Source organism: Sphingomonas yantingensis, from assembly GCF_014199325.1.
GTDB classification, from domain to species: domain Bacteria; phylum Pseudomonadota; class Alphaproteobacteria; order Sphingomonadales; family Sphingomonadaceae; genus Sphingomonas; species Sphingomonas yantingensis.
In genome coordinates this window covers 325,827-341,799 of sequence record NZ_JACIJJ010000003.1, presented here as the reverse complement: position 1 = coordinate 341,799, position 15,973 = coordinate 325,827, and the positions used below count along the sequence as shown (strand labels likewise).

17 protein-coding genes are annotated in these 15,973 nt (G+C 67.8%); 9 read left to right on the top strand and 8 right to left on the bottom strand.

Annotated features, from left to right (window positions below; translation table 11 throughout):
- Positions 1–10: 10 nt before the first annotated feature.
- Together gcvPA and gcvPB are read left to right on the top strand one after the other, a co-directional pair.
- Entirely contained in the window at positions 11–1,369 is a 1,359-nt protein-coding gene (gcvPA, locus tag FHR19_RS11550; protein ID WP_184028459.1) for an aminomethyl-transferring glycine dehydrogenase subunit GcvPA, read from the top strand.
- Positions 1,366–2,940, top strand: coding sequence for an aminomethyl-transferring glycine dehydrogenase subunit GcvPB (gcvPB, locus tag FHR19_RS11545; RefSeq protein WP_184028456.1), 1,575 nt, complete (start codon positions 1,366–1,368; stop codon positions 2,938–2,940). Before gcvPA ends, gcvPB begins: the two co-directional genes overlap by 4 nt.
- A gap of 42 nt (positions 2,941–2,982) precedes the next feature.
- Here gcvPB and wrbA read toward each other — a convergent pair whose 3' ends face one another.
- Complete coding sequence (wrbA, locus tag FHR19_RS11540) at positions 2,983–3,585, bottom strand: NAD(P)H:quinone oxidoreductase (RefSeq protein WP_184028452.1); 603 nt, start codon at positions 3,583–3,585, stop codon at positions 2,983–2,985.
- Positions 3,586–3,684: 99 nt separating this feature from the next.
- Positions 3,685–4,383: a pirin family protein gene (locus FHR19_RS11535; RefSeq protein ID WP_184028450.1), complete on the bottom strand. Its 699-nt coding sequence runs from the start codon at positions 4,381–4,383 to the stop codon at positions 3,685–3,687.
- Positions 4,384–4,508: 125 nt separating this feature from the next.
- On the opposite strand from FHR19_RS11535, the gene arfB reads away from it, so the two are divergent.
- Positions 4,509–4,934, top strand: a complete 426-nt coding sequence (gene arfB / locus FHR19_RS11530; RefSeq protein ID WP_184028447.1) for an alternative ribosome rescue aminoacyl-tRNA hydrolase ArfB — start codon at positions 4,509–4,511, stop codon at positions 4,932–4,934.
- A 292-nt stretch (positions 4,935–5,226) separates the two neighbouring features.
- Here the strand turns inward: arfB and FHR19_RS11525 are convergent, their stop codons facing one another.
- Together FHR19_RS11525 and purF are read right to left on the bottom strand one after the other, a co-directional pair.
- Positions 5,227–5,937: an SDR family NAD(P)-dependent oxidoreductase gene (locus FHR19_RS11525; RefSeq protein ID WP_184028444.1), complete on the bottom strand. Its 711-nt coding sequence runs from the start codon at positions 5,935–5,937 to the stop codon at positions 5,227–5,229.
- Positions 5,938–5,956: 19 nt separating this feature from the next.
- Entirely contained in the window at positions 5,957–7,414 is a 1,458-nt protein-coding gene (gene purF / locus FHR19_RS11520; RefSeq protein WP_184028441.1) for an amidophosphoribosyltransferase, read from the bottom strand.
- 136 nt (positions 7,415–7,550) lie between these two features.
- Here purF and FHR19_RS11515 point away from each other — a divergent pair, with 136 nt between their 5' ends.
- The 6 genes from FHR19_RS11515 to FHR19_RS11490 are packed head-to-tail and all read left to right on the top strand — an operon-like array spanning position 7,551 to position 11,747.
- Positions 7,551–7,811 (top strand): DUF7218 family protein, encoded by a 261-nt coding sequence (locus tag FHR19_RS11515; protein WP_184028438.1) that lies wholly within the window; start codon positions 7,551–7,553, stop codon positions 7,809–7,811.
- Positions 7,812–7,854: 43 nt separating this feature from the next.
- Positions 7,855–8,586, top strand: a complete 732-nt coding sequence (locus FHR19_RS11510; protein WP_184028435.1) for a hypothetical protein — start codon at positions 7,855–7,857, stop codon at positions 8,584–8,586.
- Between the two features lie 41 nt (positions 8,587–8,627).
- Positions 8,628–8,990 (top strand): phosphoribosyl-AMP cyclohydrolase, encoded by a 363-nt coding sequence (hisI, locus tag FHR19_RS11505; protein WP_184028432.1) that lies wholly within the window; start codon positions 8,628–8,630, stop codon positions 8,988–8,990.
- Positions 8,968–9,468 carry a hypothetical protein gene (locus FHR19_RS11500; RefSeq protein ID WP_184028429.1) on the top strand — a complete coding sequence of 167 codons (501 nt, stop codon included), beginning with the start codon at positions 8,968–8,970 and terminating at the stop codon, positions 9,466–9,468. Before hisI ends, FHR19_RS11500 begins: the two co-directional genes overlap by 23 nt.
- Before the next feature lie 31 nt (positions 9,469–9,499).
- The gene (locus FHR19_RS11495; RefSeq protein WP_184028427.1) at positions 9,500–9,934 is read left to right on the top strand and encodes a MerR family transcriptional regulator; all 435 of its coding nucleotides are present in this window, start codon (positions 9,500–9,502) and stop codon (positions 9,932–9,934) included.
- A gap of 10 nt (positions 9,935–9,944) precedes the next feature.
- Positions 9,945–11,747, top strand: coding sequence for an acyl-CoA dehydrogenase C-terminal domain-containing protein (locus tag FHR19_RS11490; protein WP_184028424.1), 1,803 nt, complete (start codon positions 9,945–9,947; stop codon positions 11,745–11,747).
- A gap of 43 nt (positions 11,748–11,790) precedes the next feature.
- Here FHR19_RS11490 and FHR19_RS11485 read toward each other — a convergent pair whose 3' ends face one another.
- The 4 genes from FHR19_RS11485 to FHR19_RS11470 all read right to left on the bottom strand — a co-directional run bounded on the left by FHR19_RS11485 (position 11,791) and on the right by FHR19_RS11470 (position 15,955).
- Positions 11,791–13,170: a cell wall hydrolase gene (locus FHR19_RS11485; protein ID WP_184028421.1), complete on the bottom strand. Its 1,380-nt coding sequence runs from the start codon at positions 13,168–13,170 to the stop codon at positions 11,791–11,793.
- Positions 13,171–13,240: 70 nt separating this feature from the next.
- Positions 13,241–14,161 carry a cysteine synthase A gene (gene cysK / locus FHR19_RS11480; RefSeq protein WP_184028418.1) on the bottom strand — a complete coding sequence of 307 codons (921 nt, stop codon included), beginning with the start codon at positions 14,159–14,161 and terminating at the stop codon, positions 13,241–13,243.
- Entirely contained in the window at positions 14,158–15,486 is a 1,329-nt protein-coding gene (locus FHR19_RS11475; protein WP_184028415.1) for an MFS transporter, read from the bottom strand. Before FHR19_RS11475 ends, cysK begins: the two co-directional genes overlap by 4 nt.
- Before the next feature lie 88 nt (positions 15,487–15,574).
- The gene (locus tag FHR19_RS11470; protein WP_184028412.1) at positions 15,575–15,955 is read right to left on the bottom strand and encodes an MmcQ/YjbR family DNA-binding protein; all 381 of its coding nucleotides are present in this window, start codon (positions 15,953–15,955) and stop codon (positions 15,575–15,577) included.
- Positions 15,956–15,973 lie beyond the last annotated feature (18 nt).

Here is a 15,973-nt window from a genome sequence, read left to right as displayed (position 1 = left end):
GGAGCAAGTGATGCGCTACCTACCCCTGACCGATACCGATCGTTCGGAAATGCTGAACGTCATCGGCGCGTCGTCGATCGATGCGCTTTTCGCCGACGTGCCCGAGGAAGCGCGGCTGACCGGCCCGATCCATGGCCTTCCGCACCATGCCAGCGAACTGGCGGTCGAGCGGCACATGTCGGCCCTTGCGCGCCAGAACACGGTTGCGGGCGAGGTGCCGTTCTTCCTCGGCTGCGGCGCGTATCGGCATCATGTCCCCGCCAGCGTCGATCACCTGATCCAGCGCGGCGAGTTCCTGACCGCCTACACCCCCTATCAGCCGGAGATCGCGCAGGGCACGCTCCAGATGCTGTTCGAGTTCCAGACGCAGGTCGCGCGCCTGCTCGGGACTGACGTCGCCAACGCGTCGATGTACGACGGCTCGACCGCCTGCTGGGAAGCGATCGTGATGGCGCGGCGCGTCACGCGGCGGGCCAAGGCGATCCTGTCGTCGGGCTTGCATCCGCATTACGTGTCGGTCGCCAACACGATGGCGAAGTTTACCGGCGACGACGTACATTCGTCGCTGCCGGACCTGTCGGCGGAGGGCGACATCGACGCGCTGATCGCCGCGATCGACGACGATACCTCGTGCGTCGTCGTCCAGTATCCCGACATTCTCGGCCGCATCGCCGACCTCTCCGACCTTGCCGCCGCGTGCCAGGCGAAAAAGGCGCTTTTGATCGCCGTCGTGACCGAGCCGGTGGCGCTGGGCGCGATCAAGTCGCCGGGCGAGATGGGCGCCGATATCGTGGTGGGTGAGGGGCAGTCGATCGGCGTCGGCCTTCAGTTCGGCGGGCCTTACGTGGGCCTGTTCGGCTGCAAAGAAAAGTACGTCCGCCAGATGCCGGGCCGGCTGTGCGGCGAAACCGTCGATGCCGAGGGCAAGCGCGGCTTCGTCCTGACGCTGTCCACGCGCGAGCAGCATATCCGGCGCGAGAAGGCGACGTCGAACATCTGCACGAACTCGGGCCTCTGCGCGCTCGCCTTTTCGATCCACATGACGCTGCTCGGTGAGAAGGGCCTGCGCGGGCTGGCCGAGGCCAACCACCTCGCCGCCAGCGCCGCCGCCGACCGGCTGGCCAGGGTGCCGGGGGTTGAGCTCGTCACGCCGACCTTCTTCAACGAGTTCACGCTGAAGCTGTCGAAGGAAGCGCGTCCGATCGTCCGCGAACTAGCCGACCGGCGGATCCTGGCCGGTGTGTCGCTCGGCCGCCTCTATCCCGGCGTCGAGGCATTGGAGAAGGGGCTGGTCGTCGCCGTAACCGAAACCGCGACCGCCGAAGATGTCGAAACGCTCGCTACCGCGCTTGAGGAGGTGCTGGCATGAACGCGATCAATCAGAGCGGGTGGAAGCCCGAGATGAACACCGCCGAGGGCGCTGCGCCCGCGACCAGCACCGGCAACCGCGCGCTGATGCTGGAGGAAGCGCTGATCTTCGAGATCGGCACGACCGAGACGACCGGGGTCGACCTGCCCGAGACGCCGAAGGGTGCGAGCCGGCTCGGCTCGCTCGCACGCGCCAAGCCGATCGGCCTGCCCGGCCTGTCGGAGCCCGAGACGGTGCGGCATTACACGCGTCTCAGCCGGCAGAATTATGCGATCGACCTGGGGCTGTTCCCGCTCGGGTCGTGCACGATGAAGCACAACCCGCGCCTCAACGAGCGGATGGCGCGGCTGCCCGGGTTCGCCGACATCCACCCGTTGCAGCCGGTCGATACGGTGCAGGGGGCGCTGGGCGTCATCAACGAGCTGGCGGTGTGGCTGATCGAGCTGACCGGCATGCACGGCGTCGCGATGAGCCCCAAGGCGGGCGCGCATGGCGAGCTGTGCGGCATCCTGTGCATCAAGGCGGCGCTGGAGGCACGGGGCGAGGGGCATCGCAAGGTCGTGCTCGTCCCCGAAAGCGCGCACGGCACCAACCCCGCGACCGCGGCGTTCGCGGGCTTCACGGTCGAAAACATCCCGGCGACCGCCGAGGGCCGCGTGGATACCGAGGCGTTGAAGGCGCGGCTGGGGCCGGACGTCGCCGGGGTGATGATTACCAATCCCAACACCTGCGGCCTCTTCGAACGCGATCTGAAGATCATCTCGGATGCCGTTCATGAAGCGGGCGGCTACGTCTATTGCGACGGCGCCAACTTCAACGCGATTGTCGGCCGGGTGCGGCCCGGCGACCTCGGCGTCGATGCGATGCACATCAACCTGCACAAGACCTTTTCCACCCCGCATGGCGGCGGCGGACCGGGGTCGGGGCCGGTGGTGCTGTCGGAGGCGTTGGCGCCGTTCGGCCCGCTTCCCTTCACCGCGCGCCATGCCGACGGGCACATCCAGCTCGTCGAGGAAGAGACGGTGGGCGAGGATCATCCGCACAGCTTTGGCCGGATGACTGCGTTCCACGGCCAGATGGGCATGTTCACCCGCGCGCTGACCTATATCCTCAGCCACGGCGCGGACGGGCTGGCGCAGGTGGCGGGCGACGCAGTGCTCAACGCCAATTACGTGCTGCGCCGGCTGGAGGGCGTGCTCGACGCGCCGTTCGCCAAGTCGGGGCATTGCATGCACGAGGCGCTGTTCAGCGACGATGGCCTGCCCGCCGGTTTCTCGACGCTCGACATCGCCAAGGGGCTGATCGACGAGGGCTTCCACCCGATGACGGTCTATTTCCCGCTGGTCGTCCACGGCGCGATGCTGGTCGAGCCGACTGAGACCGAGTCGAAGGCCGCGCTCGACCAGTTCATCGGTGCGCTGGGCAGCATCGCCGAGCGGGCCAAGGCGGGCGACGCGAGCCTCAAGGCCGCGCCGCACTACGCCCCGCGCCGCCGCCTCGACGAGACGCTGGCGGCGCGGAAGCCAGTGCTGGTGTGGAAGGAAGCGCCGCTGGCGGCGGCGGCGGAATAAAAAGGAAAAGGGGCGGCTCATCGGAGCCGCCCCTTTTTTCGATTAGCCGAACAGCTTAGCCGCCGTCTCCGCCACGCGCCTGCCCTGATAGCGGGCGCCGTCCAGCTCGACCGCGCTCGGCTGGCGGCTGCCGTCGCCATCGGCGAGTGTCGTGGCACCATAGGGCGAGCCGCCCTTGATCTCGTCCAACCCCATCTGGCCCTGGAAGCCGTAGTCCAGCCCCACCACCGTCATGCCGAAGTGCAGGAGGTTGGTGATGATCGAGAAAAGCGTCGTCTCCTGCCCGCCATGTTGGCTGGCGGTCGAGGTGAAGGCGGCGCCCACCTTGCCGTTCAATGCGCCGCGGAACCACAAGCCGCCCGCCTGGTCGAGGAAGCTGGCAAGCTGGCTCGACACGCGGCCGAAGCGCGTCGGGCTGCCGATAACGATCGCGTCATAGTCGGCGAGCTTCTCGACATTGTCGATCACGGGATGCGTGTGGTCGGACTTGAAGCCCGCGGCCTTGGCGACCTCGGCCGGGGCGGTTTCGGGGACGCGCAGGATATCGACCTCCGCGCCTGCCGAACGGGCGCCCTCGGCGACAGCATCGGCCATCTGCGACAGGTGGCCGTAGGAGGAATAATAGAGGACCAGAACCTTTGCCATCGAACGTCTCCTTGAGAATGGGGGGGAGGAAGGCCGGGGAGGGGGGAAGGCCTTCCTCCCGGAGCGCCCGCCGGGGGGGACGGGCGGGCGCCGAGGGGGTTATTCGCTGTCGACCAGCACCAGCTCGGCCTCTTCGATCGCGCGGATCGTGTAGGTCGTGCCGCCGGCCAGCGCCGCGCCGTCACGGGCGTCGAACCGCTCGCCATTCACCTCGATCGCGCCGGTGGCGGGGACCAGATAGGCGTGGCGGCCTTCGCCCACGACATGCTCGGTGCTCTCGCCGGCCTTCAGCGTCGCGCCCATGACGCGGGCATCGGCGCGGATGGGGAGGGCGTCGGTGTCCTCGGCAAAGCCGCTCGCCAGCGTGACGAACCGGCCCGAGCGTTCGCCCTTGGGAAAGGGCTTGGCGCCCCAGCTCGGCGCGCCGCCCTGACGCTTGGGTTCGATCCAGATCTGGAACAGCGTCGTCGTCTCGGGCTCGAGGTTGTATTCGGCGTGGCGCACGCCGGTGCCCGCCGACATCACCTGGACGTCGCCCGCCTGCGTCCGGCCCTGGTTGCCCATCGAGTCCTGGTGCGTGATCGCACCCTTTCGCACATAGGTGATGATCTCCATGTCGCGGTGCGGGTGCGGGGGAAAGCCGCTGTTGGCGGCGATCTCGTCGTCGTTCCAGACGCGGATCGCGCCCCAGCCCATGCGGGCGGGATCGTAATAGTTGGCGAACGAGAAATGATGCCGCGCGTTGAGCCAGCCATGGTCCGCATGGCCGAGCGAAGCGAAGGGGCGTTTGTCGATCATCGGTCGATCTCCTTGGTTGCGTCGGAGATAGGCAATGTGCTTCGCGTCGAAAATGGAAACGAGGGAAACGGATCGTTTCACCGATCGCGCGTGATCCGATCCGCCGCCTCTGTCAGGAAGATCGAATGGCCCGCATCGTCATCACGCGCGCGATCGCGATCGACAGCGACGAGATCGACGAGCGCTTCACCCGCGCCGGCGGTCCTGGCGGACAGCACGTCAACACGACCGACAGCGCGGTGCAGCTTCGCTTCGACGTAGGTGCCAGCCCCAACCTGCCCGATCGGGTGAAGGCGCGGCTGGCGGTGCTGGCGGGGAGCCGGATGACGCAGGACGGCGTGCTCATCCTGCGCGCCGACGCAGCCCGGTCGCAGGAAATGAACCGGCGCGAGGCGCGCGAGCGGCTGGTTGCACTGATCCGCGAGGCGACGATCGCGCCCAAGGCGCGCCGCCCGACCAAGCCAACGCGCGCATCCCAGACCCGGCGGGTCGATGCCAAGGCGAGGCGCGGCGCGATCAAGAGCGGGCGGGGCAGGGTAAATCCCGACTGACGCACTTGGTGATTGCACAATCTGCAATCGCTTTCGTTCTCTTCGCACTTGCAACATTTCGTGATGCAACGCAAAAAGACCCTGCCTTTCAGGCATCCTCTCCTAAAACTTTTCAGGCCGGTCCCTTCGTGGGGCTGGCCTTTCTTTTTGGTCGATTGACGCTGGCTCCCCGGAAAAGCGGTACCCCGGCGAAGGCCGGGGTCCAGTAGCGCGCGGCGTCGGTCCGCGTGCTGCCATATGGGCTATCCCATCTGGACCCCGGCCTTCGCCGGGGTACGGGCACGGTTGTGCCTCAGCCGACGCGCACGGTATGCAGCGCCTCGAACCCCTCGATCGACAGCGCCAGGATCCGCTCGGCCACTGTCTCGGGCGGCTTAACGCTCGCCGGGTCCTCGCCCGGGTAGGCGCGGGCGCGCATCTTGGTGCGGGTCGCGCCGGGATCGACGATCGCGGTGCGGACTTTGGTAATGTTCTTCATCTCCTCGCCATACGCGGACAACAGCGTCTCGAACGCCGCCTTCGACGCGCCATACGCGCCCCAATAGGCGCGCGGGGTGCGCCCGACGCTGGAGGTGACGCCGATCACCCTCGCACCGTCGCTGCGGCGCAGCAGCGGGTCAAACGAGGCGATGAGTGCGGCCTGTGCGCTGACGTTGAGCGTCAGGACCTTGGCCAGTTCCTTCATGTCGATCGCCGGCACGGCGGCGAGGCTGCCCAGCATCGCGGCGTTGAGGACCATGATGTCCAGCGCCTGCCACCGCTCCGACACCGCGGTCGCCAGCTTCGCCACGCCGTCGGTCTCGGTGAGGTCGAGCGGTGCGATCGTCGCCGATCCGCCCGCGGCATAGATCGCGTCCTCGACCTCCTCCAGCCCGCCGGCGGTGCGCGCGGTCAGCACCACATGCGCCCCCGCGCGGCCGAGTGCGATCGCGGTCGCCGCGCCGATTCCGCGCGATGCGCCGGTGACGAGCGCGAGCTTTCCGGCAAGCGGGCTATCGGTCATCATTCTTCCTTCTGGTTGGTCAGCCGACGCGCTCTTCGAGCATCGAGAATTGCTCGACGGTACCGAGTTCGTCCTGATCGGTCAGGCTGGTCGGATAGTCGCCGGTGAAGCAGGCGTCGCAATGGCTCGGCCGGATGTCGGCGCGCTTGGCCTCGCCCAGCGCCTTGTACAGGCCGTCGATCGACACGAATGCCAGACTGTCGGCGTGGATGAAATCGGTCATGCCGCCCACGTCCATCTTGGCGGCGAGCAGCTTGGCGCGCTCGGGCGTGTCCACGCCGTAGAAGCAGCTGTGCCGCGTCGGCGGCGACGCGATGCGCATGTGCACCTCCGCCGCGCCCGCCTCTCGCATCATCTGCACGATCTTGAGGCTGGTGGTGCCGCGAACGATCGAATCGTCGATCAGGACGACGCGCTTGCCCTGGATCAGCGCGCGGTTGGCGTTGTGCTTGAGCTTGACGCCCAGGTGCCGGACCTTGTCGCCCGGCTGGATGAAGGTGCGCCCGACATAGTGCGAGCGGATGATGCCGAGCTCGAACGGGATGCCCGACTGCTGGGCATAGCCGATCGCGGCGGGGACGCCTGAATCGGGGACGGGGATGACGAGGTCGGCATCGACCGGCGCCTCGATCGCCAGCTGCGCGCCGATGTTCTTGCGAACCGAATAGATCGACTGGTCGTCGACGATCGAATCCGGGCGGCTGAAATAGACATGCTCGAAGATGCACGGGCGCGGCGGCACTGGTTTGAACGGGCGGATCGAGCGGACCTTGCCGTCCTGCACGATCACGAGCTCGCCCGGATCGACCGCGCGTTCGAACTCGGCACCCACCACGTCCAACGCGACGGTTTCGGAGGCGAAGATCACCGTTTCGCCCAGCCGGCCCATCACGAGCGGCCGGATGCCGAGCGGGTCGCGGCAGGCGATCATCCCCTCTGGCGTCATGCAGATCAGCGAATAGGCCCCCTCGATCCGCTTCAGCGCGTCGATGAACTTGTCGAGCAGCGAGCGATAGCTCGACGTGGCGACGAGGTGGATGATGACCTCGGTATCGCTGGTCGACTGGAAGATCGAGCCGGAGCGGACGAGATCGCGCTTCAAGCGGAGCGCGTTCGAGATGTTGCCGTTGTGCGCCACCGCGAAGCCGCCGCTGGCGAGGTCGGCATAGAGCGGCTGGACGTTGCGCAGCGCCGTCTCGCCCGTGGTCGAATAGCGGACATGGCCGGCGGCGACGTTGCCGGGCAGCGCGCGCATGATCTCGTCGCGGTCGAAATTGCCCGCGACATGGCCCATCGCGCGGTGCGTGTGGAATTGCGTCCCATCGAAGGTCGAGATGCCGGCGGCTTCCTGCCCGCGATGCTGGAGCGCGTGAAGGCCGAGCGCGACGAGCGCGGCGGCGCCCTCGGCGCCCGAAACTCCGAAGATTCCGCACTCCTCGCGCAGATGGTCGTCGTCGAACGGGTGAGTGGTCAGCATGCGCCCGGAGCTTTCCCTTGGGGGAGTCGTTGGCGGGCATATAGGGGCGCGCATCGCCTTTGTCGCCCCATTGTCACAAGCGATACCGGGACCCGCCCCGGTTCGCCTGCGTTCTCAAGCCGTAAGGAGACGCGCGATGGCAGCGAAAAAGGCGGCGGACCACGGCAATTCGGTCAAGGACGACAAGGTGTACGAGGATCTGCGCCGCGGCGGTGCCTCGAAAGAGAAGGCCGCGCGCATCGCCAATGCGAAGGCGGCCGGCACGCTCAAGCACCAGTCGACCGAGCTCGAAGATCGCAGCAAGGCCGACCTCTATGCCGAGGCGAAGAAGATCGGCATCGAGGGCCGGTCGTCGATGACCAAGGCCGAGCTGGTCAAGGCGATCCGAAATCATTGATATCCCGCGACCTTCCCGGCACGATGCCGGCCGGAGGTGAGCGATGGCGTGGTTGATGCTGGCACAGGCGATCGTCGCGGCGAGCGGGCCGGTCGCGATCGAAAGCGTCGCACAGGCAAAGGCGATGTCGCCGCAGGCGCTGGCCGACGTGCTGCTCGCACCGGGGCATCCGCCGGTCGATGCCGCCGATGTGGCGCCGCTGACGATGGAAGCGCCCCCGCCGCCCGGCGCACCGCCGCAATTTCGGGTTGTCCTTTTCACGATGCCTGTCGATGCCAGGGAAAACGGTTACTGCGAGCGGATGCGGATCGACGCTGCCGTGATCGACCCCGGCCGCGCAGCGACCGCAAAGGTGTCGGACGTCAGGTTGCTGCATCGGCTCGACGGTCGGTGCGGCGAGACCGGCAAGCTCGAATTCGGCCGATATAATGGAGCCGCCACGATGGCGGTGATCCGCGATCTGGACAGGCTGCGCTTGGCGGCCCGGCCGTCGATCAAAATCGATTTCTATGACGAGATGCCGAACGGCACTGTGGATGTTCGCTATCGGGACGGGCTGAGCGCGCTTCGTGCGGTCCGGCTTGATCGGGTGAGTTGGGCCGGGCCGGCTTCGATGGGCGGCAGCCTCCCGGATGAAAAGCGCTGGAAATGTGCGCGAGCGAATTGCGAGCAGTTCGGCTTTTATGCCGACGGGATATGGAGCGGCGTCGTCACGCGCGAAGCCGGCAGGATAACGAGTGTGGTGCTGGAGCGGGCGATCCCCGCCCCGTTCTGACCGACTTTGCGCAGGGACGGGGTTGGGCTAAGCGTCCACCGATGCCCGACCCCCGCGAAACCGGCCTGACCCTCGACCCGAAATACGACGCTGCTGGCCTCGTCACCGCCGTCGCGACCGATGCTGCGACCGGCGAGGTGCTGATGCTCGCGCATATGAATGCGGAGGCGCTGGCGGCGACGCTGGCGAGCGGGGAGGCGACGTTCTGGTCGCGCAGCCGGGGCAAGCTTTGGAAGAAGGGCGAGACGTCGGGCCATGTGCTGACGGTCCGCGATATCCGCATCGATTGCGATCAGGACGCGTTGTGGCTGATCTGCGAGCCGGCTGGCCCCGCGTGCCACACCGGCGCACGCAGCTGCTTCTATCGCCGCGTAACCGAAAATGGCCTCGAAGCGGTCGATTAGCCTCGTCGCCGCGCTTCTCCTTGCGGGATGCGGACAGGGGGCGCCGAAGGCGGGCAACGCCGTGTCGCTGGAGGTGGCGGCGCGGGCGCGCGGGCTGATCGTCGATCCCGCCGACGCGCCGCTCACCGGCCTCTATGCTCGCGCGAACGATCGGTTGTGTCTGATCGAACAGGGCGGGGCGGCGCGGATCGGCATGGTCAGCGACTATGGCGACGGCCTCGCCTGCGCCGCGACCGGCGTCGCGCGGCGAAGCGGCGAGTCGCTTTCGGTGGAGCTGGGCGCTGCCAACGACTGCGCGTTCGAGGCGCAGTTCGATGGCGAGCGGATCGTCTTTCCCGCCAAGCTGCCCGATAGCTGCAAGCGCTTCTGCGATCCCCGCGCCTCGCTATCCGCCTTCTCGGTCGAGCGGCTGTCGGCGAGCGCATCGGAGGCGTCGGCCCTGCGCGATCCGCGCGGCCGGCTGCTCTGTCCCGGTTGACGTTTACGTCAGGGGAAGGTATCTCGGCGACATGCTCAGCACCGTCGCCACCCACGAGGCGCTTGCGCCGATCGAGCCGCGGCACGACCGCGACGCCTTCAGCATCTCGGACCTGTGCGCCGAGTTTGGCGTGACGCCCCGCGCGCTCCGCTTCTACGAGGACGAGGGTCTGATCGGCCCCGAGCGGCGCGGGTTGCAGCGCATCTATTCGCACCGCGACCGTGCGCGGCTGGCCTGGATCCTGCGCGGCAAGCGCGTCGGCTTCAGCCTGTCGGACATTCGCGAGATGATCGACCTGTACGACATCGGCGACGGCCGCCGCGCGCAGCGCCAGGTGACGATCGAGAAGTGCCGCGCGCGCATCGACCTGCTCGAGGCACAGAAGCGCGACATCGATGCCGCCATCACCGAGCTCAACGAATTCCTCGCCGTCGTCGAGTCGGCGAGCGACAACAAGCACGTCTGAGAGGAACCCTATGCCCCAGTACAACCCGCCCGTCCGCGACACCCGCTTCGTGCTCGACCACGTCGTCGGGCTGGAGCGCCATGCCAACCTGCCCGGCTTCGCCAATGCGACCCCCGACATGGTCGACGCGGTGCTGGAAGAGGGCGGCCGCTTCGTCGCCGAGGTGCTGTTCCCGATCAACCATTCGGGCGATCAGGAAGGGTGCACCCGCCATCCCGACGGCAGCGTGACGACGCCCAAGGGCTTCAAGGAAGCCTATGACCAGCTTCGCGAGGCGGGCTGGATGACGCTCGGCGCGCCGGAGGAATTCGGCGGGCAGGGGATGCCGCACACCGTCTCGACCGCGTTCGAGGAATATATGATCTCGGCCAACATGGCGTTCGCCATGTATCCGGGCCTGACCCACGGCGCGATCGCGGCGCTGCTCGCCAAGGGGTCGGACGAGCAGAAGGCGCTCTATGTCCCGCGCATGGTGTCGGGCGAGTGGGGCGGCACGATGAACCTGACCGAACCGCATTGCGGCACCGACCTCGGCCTCATCAAGACCAAGGCCGAGCCGCAGGCGGACGGCAGCTATGCGATCACCGGGACGAAGATCTTCATCTCGTCGGGCGAGCACGACCTCACCTCGAACATCATCCATCTCGTCCTCGCCAAGACGCCGGGCGCGCCCGACAGCTCGAAGGGGATCAGCCTGTTCGTGGTGCCCAAGTTCATGGTGAACGACGACGGCTCGCTGGGAGATCGCAACACGCTGTCCTGCGGCTCGATCGAGCACAAGATGGGCATCCACGGCAACTCGACCTGCGTCATGAACTATGACGGGGCGAAGGGCTGGATGGTCGGCGAGGAGAACAAGGGTCTCGCCGCGATGTTCATCATGATGAACGCCGCGCGCCTGGGCGTCGGTTTGCAGGGCCTCGGCGTTGCCGAGGTCGCGTACCAGAACGCTGTCCAGTACGCGCACGACCGGCGTCAGGGCCGCGCGCTGACCGGCCCGGCCGAGCCCGCTGAAAAGGCCGACACGCTGTTCGTCCACCCCGACGTTCGCCGGATGCTGATGGAGGCCAAGTCGCTGACCGAGGGGCTGCGCGCGCTCTGCCTCTGGGGCGCGCTTCAGGTCGACCTGGCGCACAAGGCGCCCGACGATGCCGAGCGTCAGCTGGCCGACGACCTGATCGGGCTGCTGACCCCGGTCATCAAGGGATACGGCACCGACAAGGGCTATGACATCGCCACCAACGCGCAGCAGGTGTACGGCGGCCATGGCTACATCGCCGAATGGGGCATGGAGCAATATGTCCGCGATGCACGGATCGCCATGATCTACGAGGGCACGAACGGCGTGCAGGCGATGGACCTGGTCGGCCGCAAGCTCGCGCAGAACGGCGGCCGCGCGGTGCAGGCGTTCTTCAAGCTGATCGGCGACGAGATCGCCGCGGCCAAGCAGGAAGAGAGCTCGGCCGACTTCGCCAACCGGCTGGAGCGCGCGCTGAACGAGCTTCAGGCGGCGACGATGTGGTTCCTTCAGAACGGCATGAAGAACCCCGAGAATGTCGGCGCGGGTGCGCACAGCTACATGCACCTGATGGGGATCGTCGCGACCGGCCTGATGTGGCTGCGCATGGCGCGCGCCGCGGCCAAGCTGATCGCGGCGGGCGAGGGGGACGCGAAGTTCCTCAACGCCAAGTTGGTCACCGCGCGCTTCTATGCCGAGCGCATCCTGCCCGATGCCGGCGCGCTCCGCCGCAAGATCGAGGGCGGGGCCGAGAGCGTGATGGCGCTCGAGCCCGAGTTGTTCATGGCGGCGTGAACGCGACCGGGGTGCCGTTCCGGCGGGATCGCCGGGACGGCGCTTACGGTGTTTTCTGCATCTCACCCGCCGGAAACTGGAGCGGCGGGGTGACTGCTGGCCGGGTCGGCGGGGCGAGGGTGCCCGTCTTTCGGCGGATCCCGGATAGCTCAGCCGGCCCCTCCTTCGCCGGCACGGGCGCGGCGGCACCGGCTGCGGGCGCTTCGAGCCGGCGAAGCGCGGGAACGGGCCGCGTCGATTGCATGCATTGCGACAGTTCGCTGCGATTGAAGCGCTTGCAGTTCCAGAGCGGCTTTTCGAACCCGATGCTGCGATCGCGCAGATAGCTGAACGCCATCCGGTCCATCTGCGCAGGTTCGGCCGGCAGCTGGACCGGTGTATCGGCACGGTCGGTCCACGCCAGCAGCTTGCAATAGGCACGGTCGCCGCATGCCCGCGCGGCGACGGCGGGATAGTCGTTGGGTGCGAGCAGCGGGTCGAGCGTCAGCAGGAACACGTTGGCGTCGGCGCCGGTCGGCGCGAACGCTGCGCCGCTGACCGGATCGGAGGTGCCGGGCGCGAGACCGGCTTCCGCCATGGGCGCATCGGGCGCCGCGCCGTGCGACGCGGCGATGCCTTTAAGTTTGGTGACGAACGGCTCGGCGGCAAGATAGCGGCCGCGAAACGCCGGCGGGGTGCCCCACCACCCCGTCCAGCGAAAGAACAGGTGCGTATGCACCTCGCTGATCTTGTCGAGGCTGGCCGACCAATAGGGAACGACCCAGTTGGTATGATAATGCGTCGCCGTGCCGACCGACTTGTCGACCCGGCCCGTGAGTGCGGCGCTTGCGACTTGAGCCGCTCGCTTCCACGCGGCGTCCGAATAGCGGCGTTCGAGCGCGCCGTCACAGGTGAAGGTGAACTGACAGCCCGTGCGCCGCTCCGCTCCCTGAAACACGACCCCGCAGACGGTCTTGGGAAAGGCGGGGTGGCGCACGCGGTTGAGGATGACCTGTGCCACCGCGCGCTGGCCGACGGTGTCGTCGCCGGCTTCGTACAGCACGCCGGCGGTCAGGCAGTCGGTGGCGCGCGCGACGCTTTCGGCGTCGCCCTCGATCCGGAATGGCCGTGCGGGCAGCAGCGGCGCCTTCGAAAAGGGGATTGAGGCGTTGTAGGCGAGCGCGTCCTCGGGCGCCACGGCGACGAACTCGGCGGGTTCGACGGGCGGCAGTTCGGCCGGTGGGATGACCCGCTGCGGGGGGCGTGCCTTTGCCACCTTCTTCGCCGCGGGTACGACCTGCGGCCCACGCGCGACGATCAGCAGCGGCACCGCTATCCCGGCGAGACCCAGAAACGCGAGCAACCACAACAGTCGTCGCGACAGGCCGCTGCGTGGGGGCGCCGCGCCGATGGCGGGCGTGTGGGGGGCGGGGGGCTGGTTCATCGGCAAAACGCCCCGCGCGCACGGAGCGGCGGGGCGTTAGCGGATTTTGCCGGAAACGGCAAAGACCGGATCACTGCTCGGGCAGGAAGTCCGGCACCGACAGATACCGCTCGCCGGTGTCATAGTTGAAACCGAGCACGCGCGCGCCCTCGGGCAATTCGGGTAGCTTTTTGGCGATCGCCGCCAGTGTCCCGCCGGAGGAGATGCCGACCAGCATCCCCTCTTCGCGCGCCGAGCGGCGGGCATGGTCTTTTGCCGCATCGGCGGAAACCTGGATCACGCCGTCGATCGCCTGGGTGTGGAGGTTGGCGGGGACGAAACCCGCGCCGATCCCCTGGATCGGATGCGGGCCGGGCTGGCCGCCGGAAATGACGGGCGACGCCTCGGGCTCGACCGCATAGACCTTGAGGTCGGGCCAGGCCTTCTTCAACTCCTCGGCCACGCCGGTGATGTGACCGCCGGTGCCGACGCCGGTGATGATGACGTCGATCGGCTCGTCGCGGAAATCGTTGAGGATTTCCTGCGCGGTCGTGCGGACATGGACGTCGACGTTGGCGGGGTTCTCGAACTGCTGCGGCATCCACGCGCCGGGCGTCGCCTCGACGATCTCAAGCGCGCGCTCGATCGCACCCTTCATGCCCTTCTCGCGGGGCGTCAGATCGAAGCTGGCGCCGTAGGCGAGCATCAGGCGGCGGCGCTCGATCGACATGCTCTCGGGCATGACGAGAATCAGCTTGTAACCCTTGACCGCCGCGACCATCGCCAGGCCGACGCCGGTATTGCCGCTGGTCGGCTCGACAATCGTCCCGCCGGGCTGGAGCTTGCCGTCCCGCTCCGCGGCCTCGATCATCGCCAGCGCTATGCGGTCCTTGATCGAGCCGCCGGGGTTCGACCGCTCCGACTTGATCCAGACCTCTCGGTCGCCGAACAGGCGCTGGATACGGACGTGCGGCGTATTGCCGATCGTCGCCAGGATCGTCTCTGCCTTCATGCCAACTTCTCCTCTAGCGGGGGATATTCGAGCGTCTCGGGTGGGTCAAAGCTGCGCGCGGCGCGCAGTTCCGGAAAGAGCCGGTCCCAGAAGATCGTGACGAGCACGGCAAGCGCACCGCCGCCCGCGACCGCCACCACCGGCCCGACCGCGGCAGCGAGGAAGCCCGAGCGCGCCTCGCCCAGCTCGTTCGAGCCAGAGATGAACAGCGTCGAGACCGCGCCGACGCGGCCGCGCATCTCGTCCGGCGTATAGAGCTGGATCAGCGACTGGCGGACATAGACCGACACCATGTCGGTGGCCCCGACGACGACCAGCGCCGCGAGCGACAGCGCCACTGCGGGGGCGAAGTCGCTGCCCACCGCCGACTGGCCGAGGATGGGGACCAGCACCGGCGCGGCGAGGCCGAACACGACCGTCGCGACCCCGAAGCCGATGACCGCCGCCAGCATCTTGCCGCCGACATTGGTCTTGAGCGGTCGCCACGCGAACCACGCGCCGACTGCCACTGCGCCCACCGCAGGCGCCGCGCGCAGATGTCCGAGCCCTTCGGCGCCGACCATCAGGATGTCGCGCGCATAGATAGGCAGCATCGCCGTCGCCCCGCCCAGCAACACCGCGAACAGGTCGAGGCTGATCGCGCCCAGCACCAAGCGGTTGCGGCGGACATAATGCAGCCCGTCGACCATCTGCGCCCACGGGTTGGTCGCGCCGGTAATCTTCGCGCGCGGGATCGGCTTGATGAAGAGGAGGCATAGGAAAGCCAGGGCGAACAGCCCGGTCGAGGCGGCATAGGCGCCCCAGTCGGCCCAGGCGTAGAGATAGCCGCCCATCGCCGGCCCGACGATCGACCCCGACTGCCACGCCAGCGACGACAGCGCGATCGCGGTGGGCAGCACCGCAGCGGGGACGAGATTGGGAGCCAGCGCCTGTAGCGCGGGACTGGCAAAGGCGCGCGCGACGCCGAGCAGCGCGGCGACGGTGAACAAAGCGGGCAGCGTGATCGCGTTGGTATAGGTCAGCCACGCGAGTACGCCCGCACACCCCATCTCCAGTGCAACCGACGCGCGCGCGATGAAGCGCCGGTCGACGAGATCCGCCGCCCAGCCAGTAACAAGGCTGAGGAGCAGGAGCGGCACGAACTGTGCGATGCCAATCAGGCCGAGCTGGAACGCGGCGCCCTGTATGCCCATCGTCTCGCGAGCGATGTCGTAGACCTGCCAGCCGATGACGATGACCATCGCCATCTGCGCCAGCGTCGAGGCGAGGCGCGCGATGAAATAGGCGCGGAAACTGGAAATTCGAAAAGGATGGGGAGCCGACATGCGCCGTCAGTTGGAACCTAAAGTCCGACCATGCAACCGGGGATTGGCTTTTGCGGTCGCGAGCGGGGCTATCGGGCGGACGCAATTCCTACCGCCCGCCCATCTCCAGCAATCTTCGCGGGGCGGCGAGTTCCCAGCTGACCGCGATCCGTTCGCCCACGCGCTCCCAGTCTGGCTCAGGCCCGCCGACGCGCATCGCCACCCAGCCCGACGGGCCGAGATAAGCGGGGCGATAGTAAAGGTCGGGGTCGCCCTCGATCAGCATCGCCTGTTCGTCGGTGCCGGTGGTGCGCACCATCACCGCGGTTTCGCCGTCGCCGTGATGGTCGTGCCAGAAATAGGCGAAGAACTTGCCCTTTTCGACATGAAAGCCGGGCGAGCCGTGGCTCACTTTCTCGATCGCGGCCGGGAGGGCGAGGGCGAGGTCGCGCACGCGGGCGAGGGCGGCGTCGGGATCGGGGCTGAGCATCGGCCGAGTGTCGCGCGG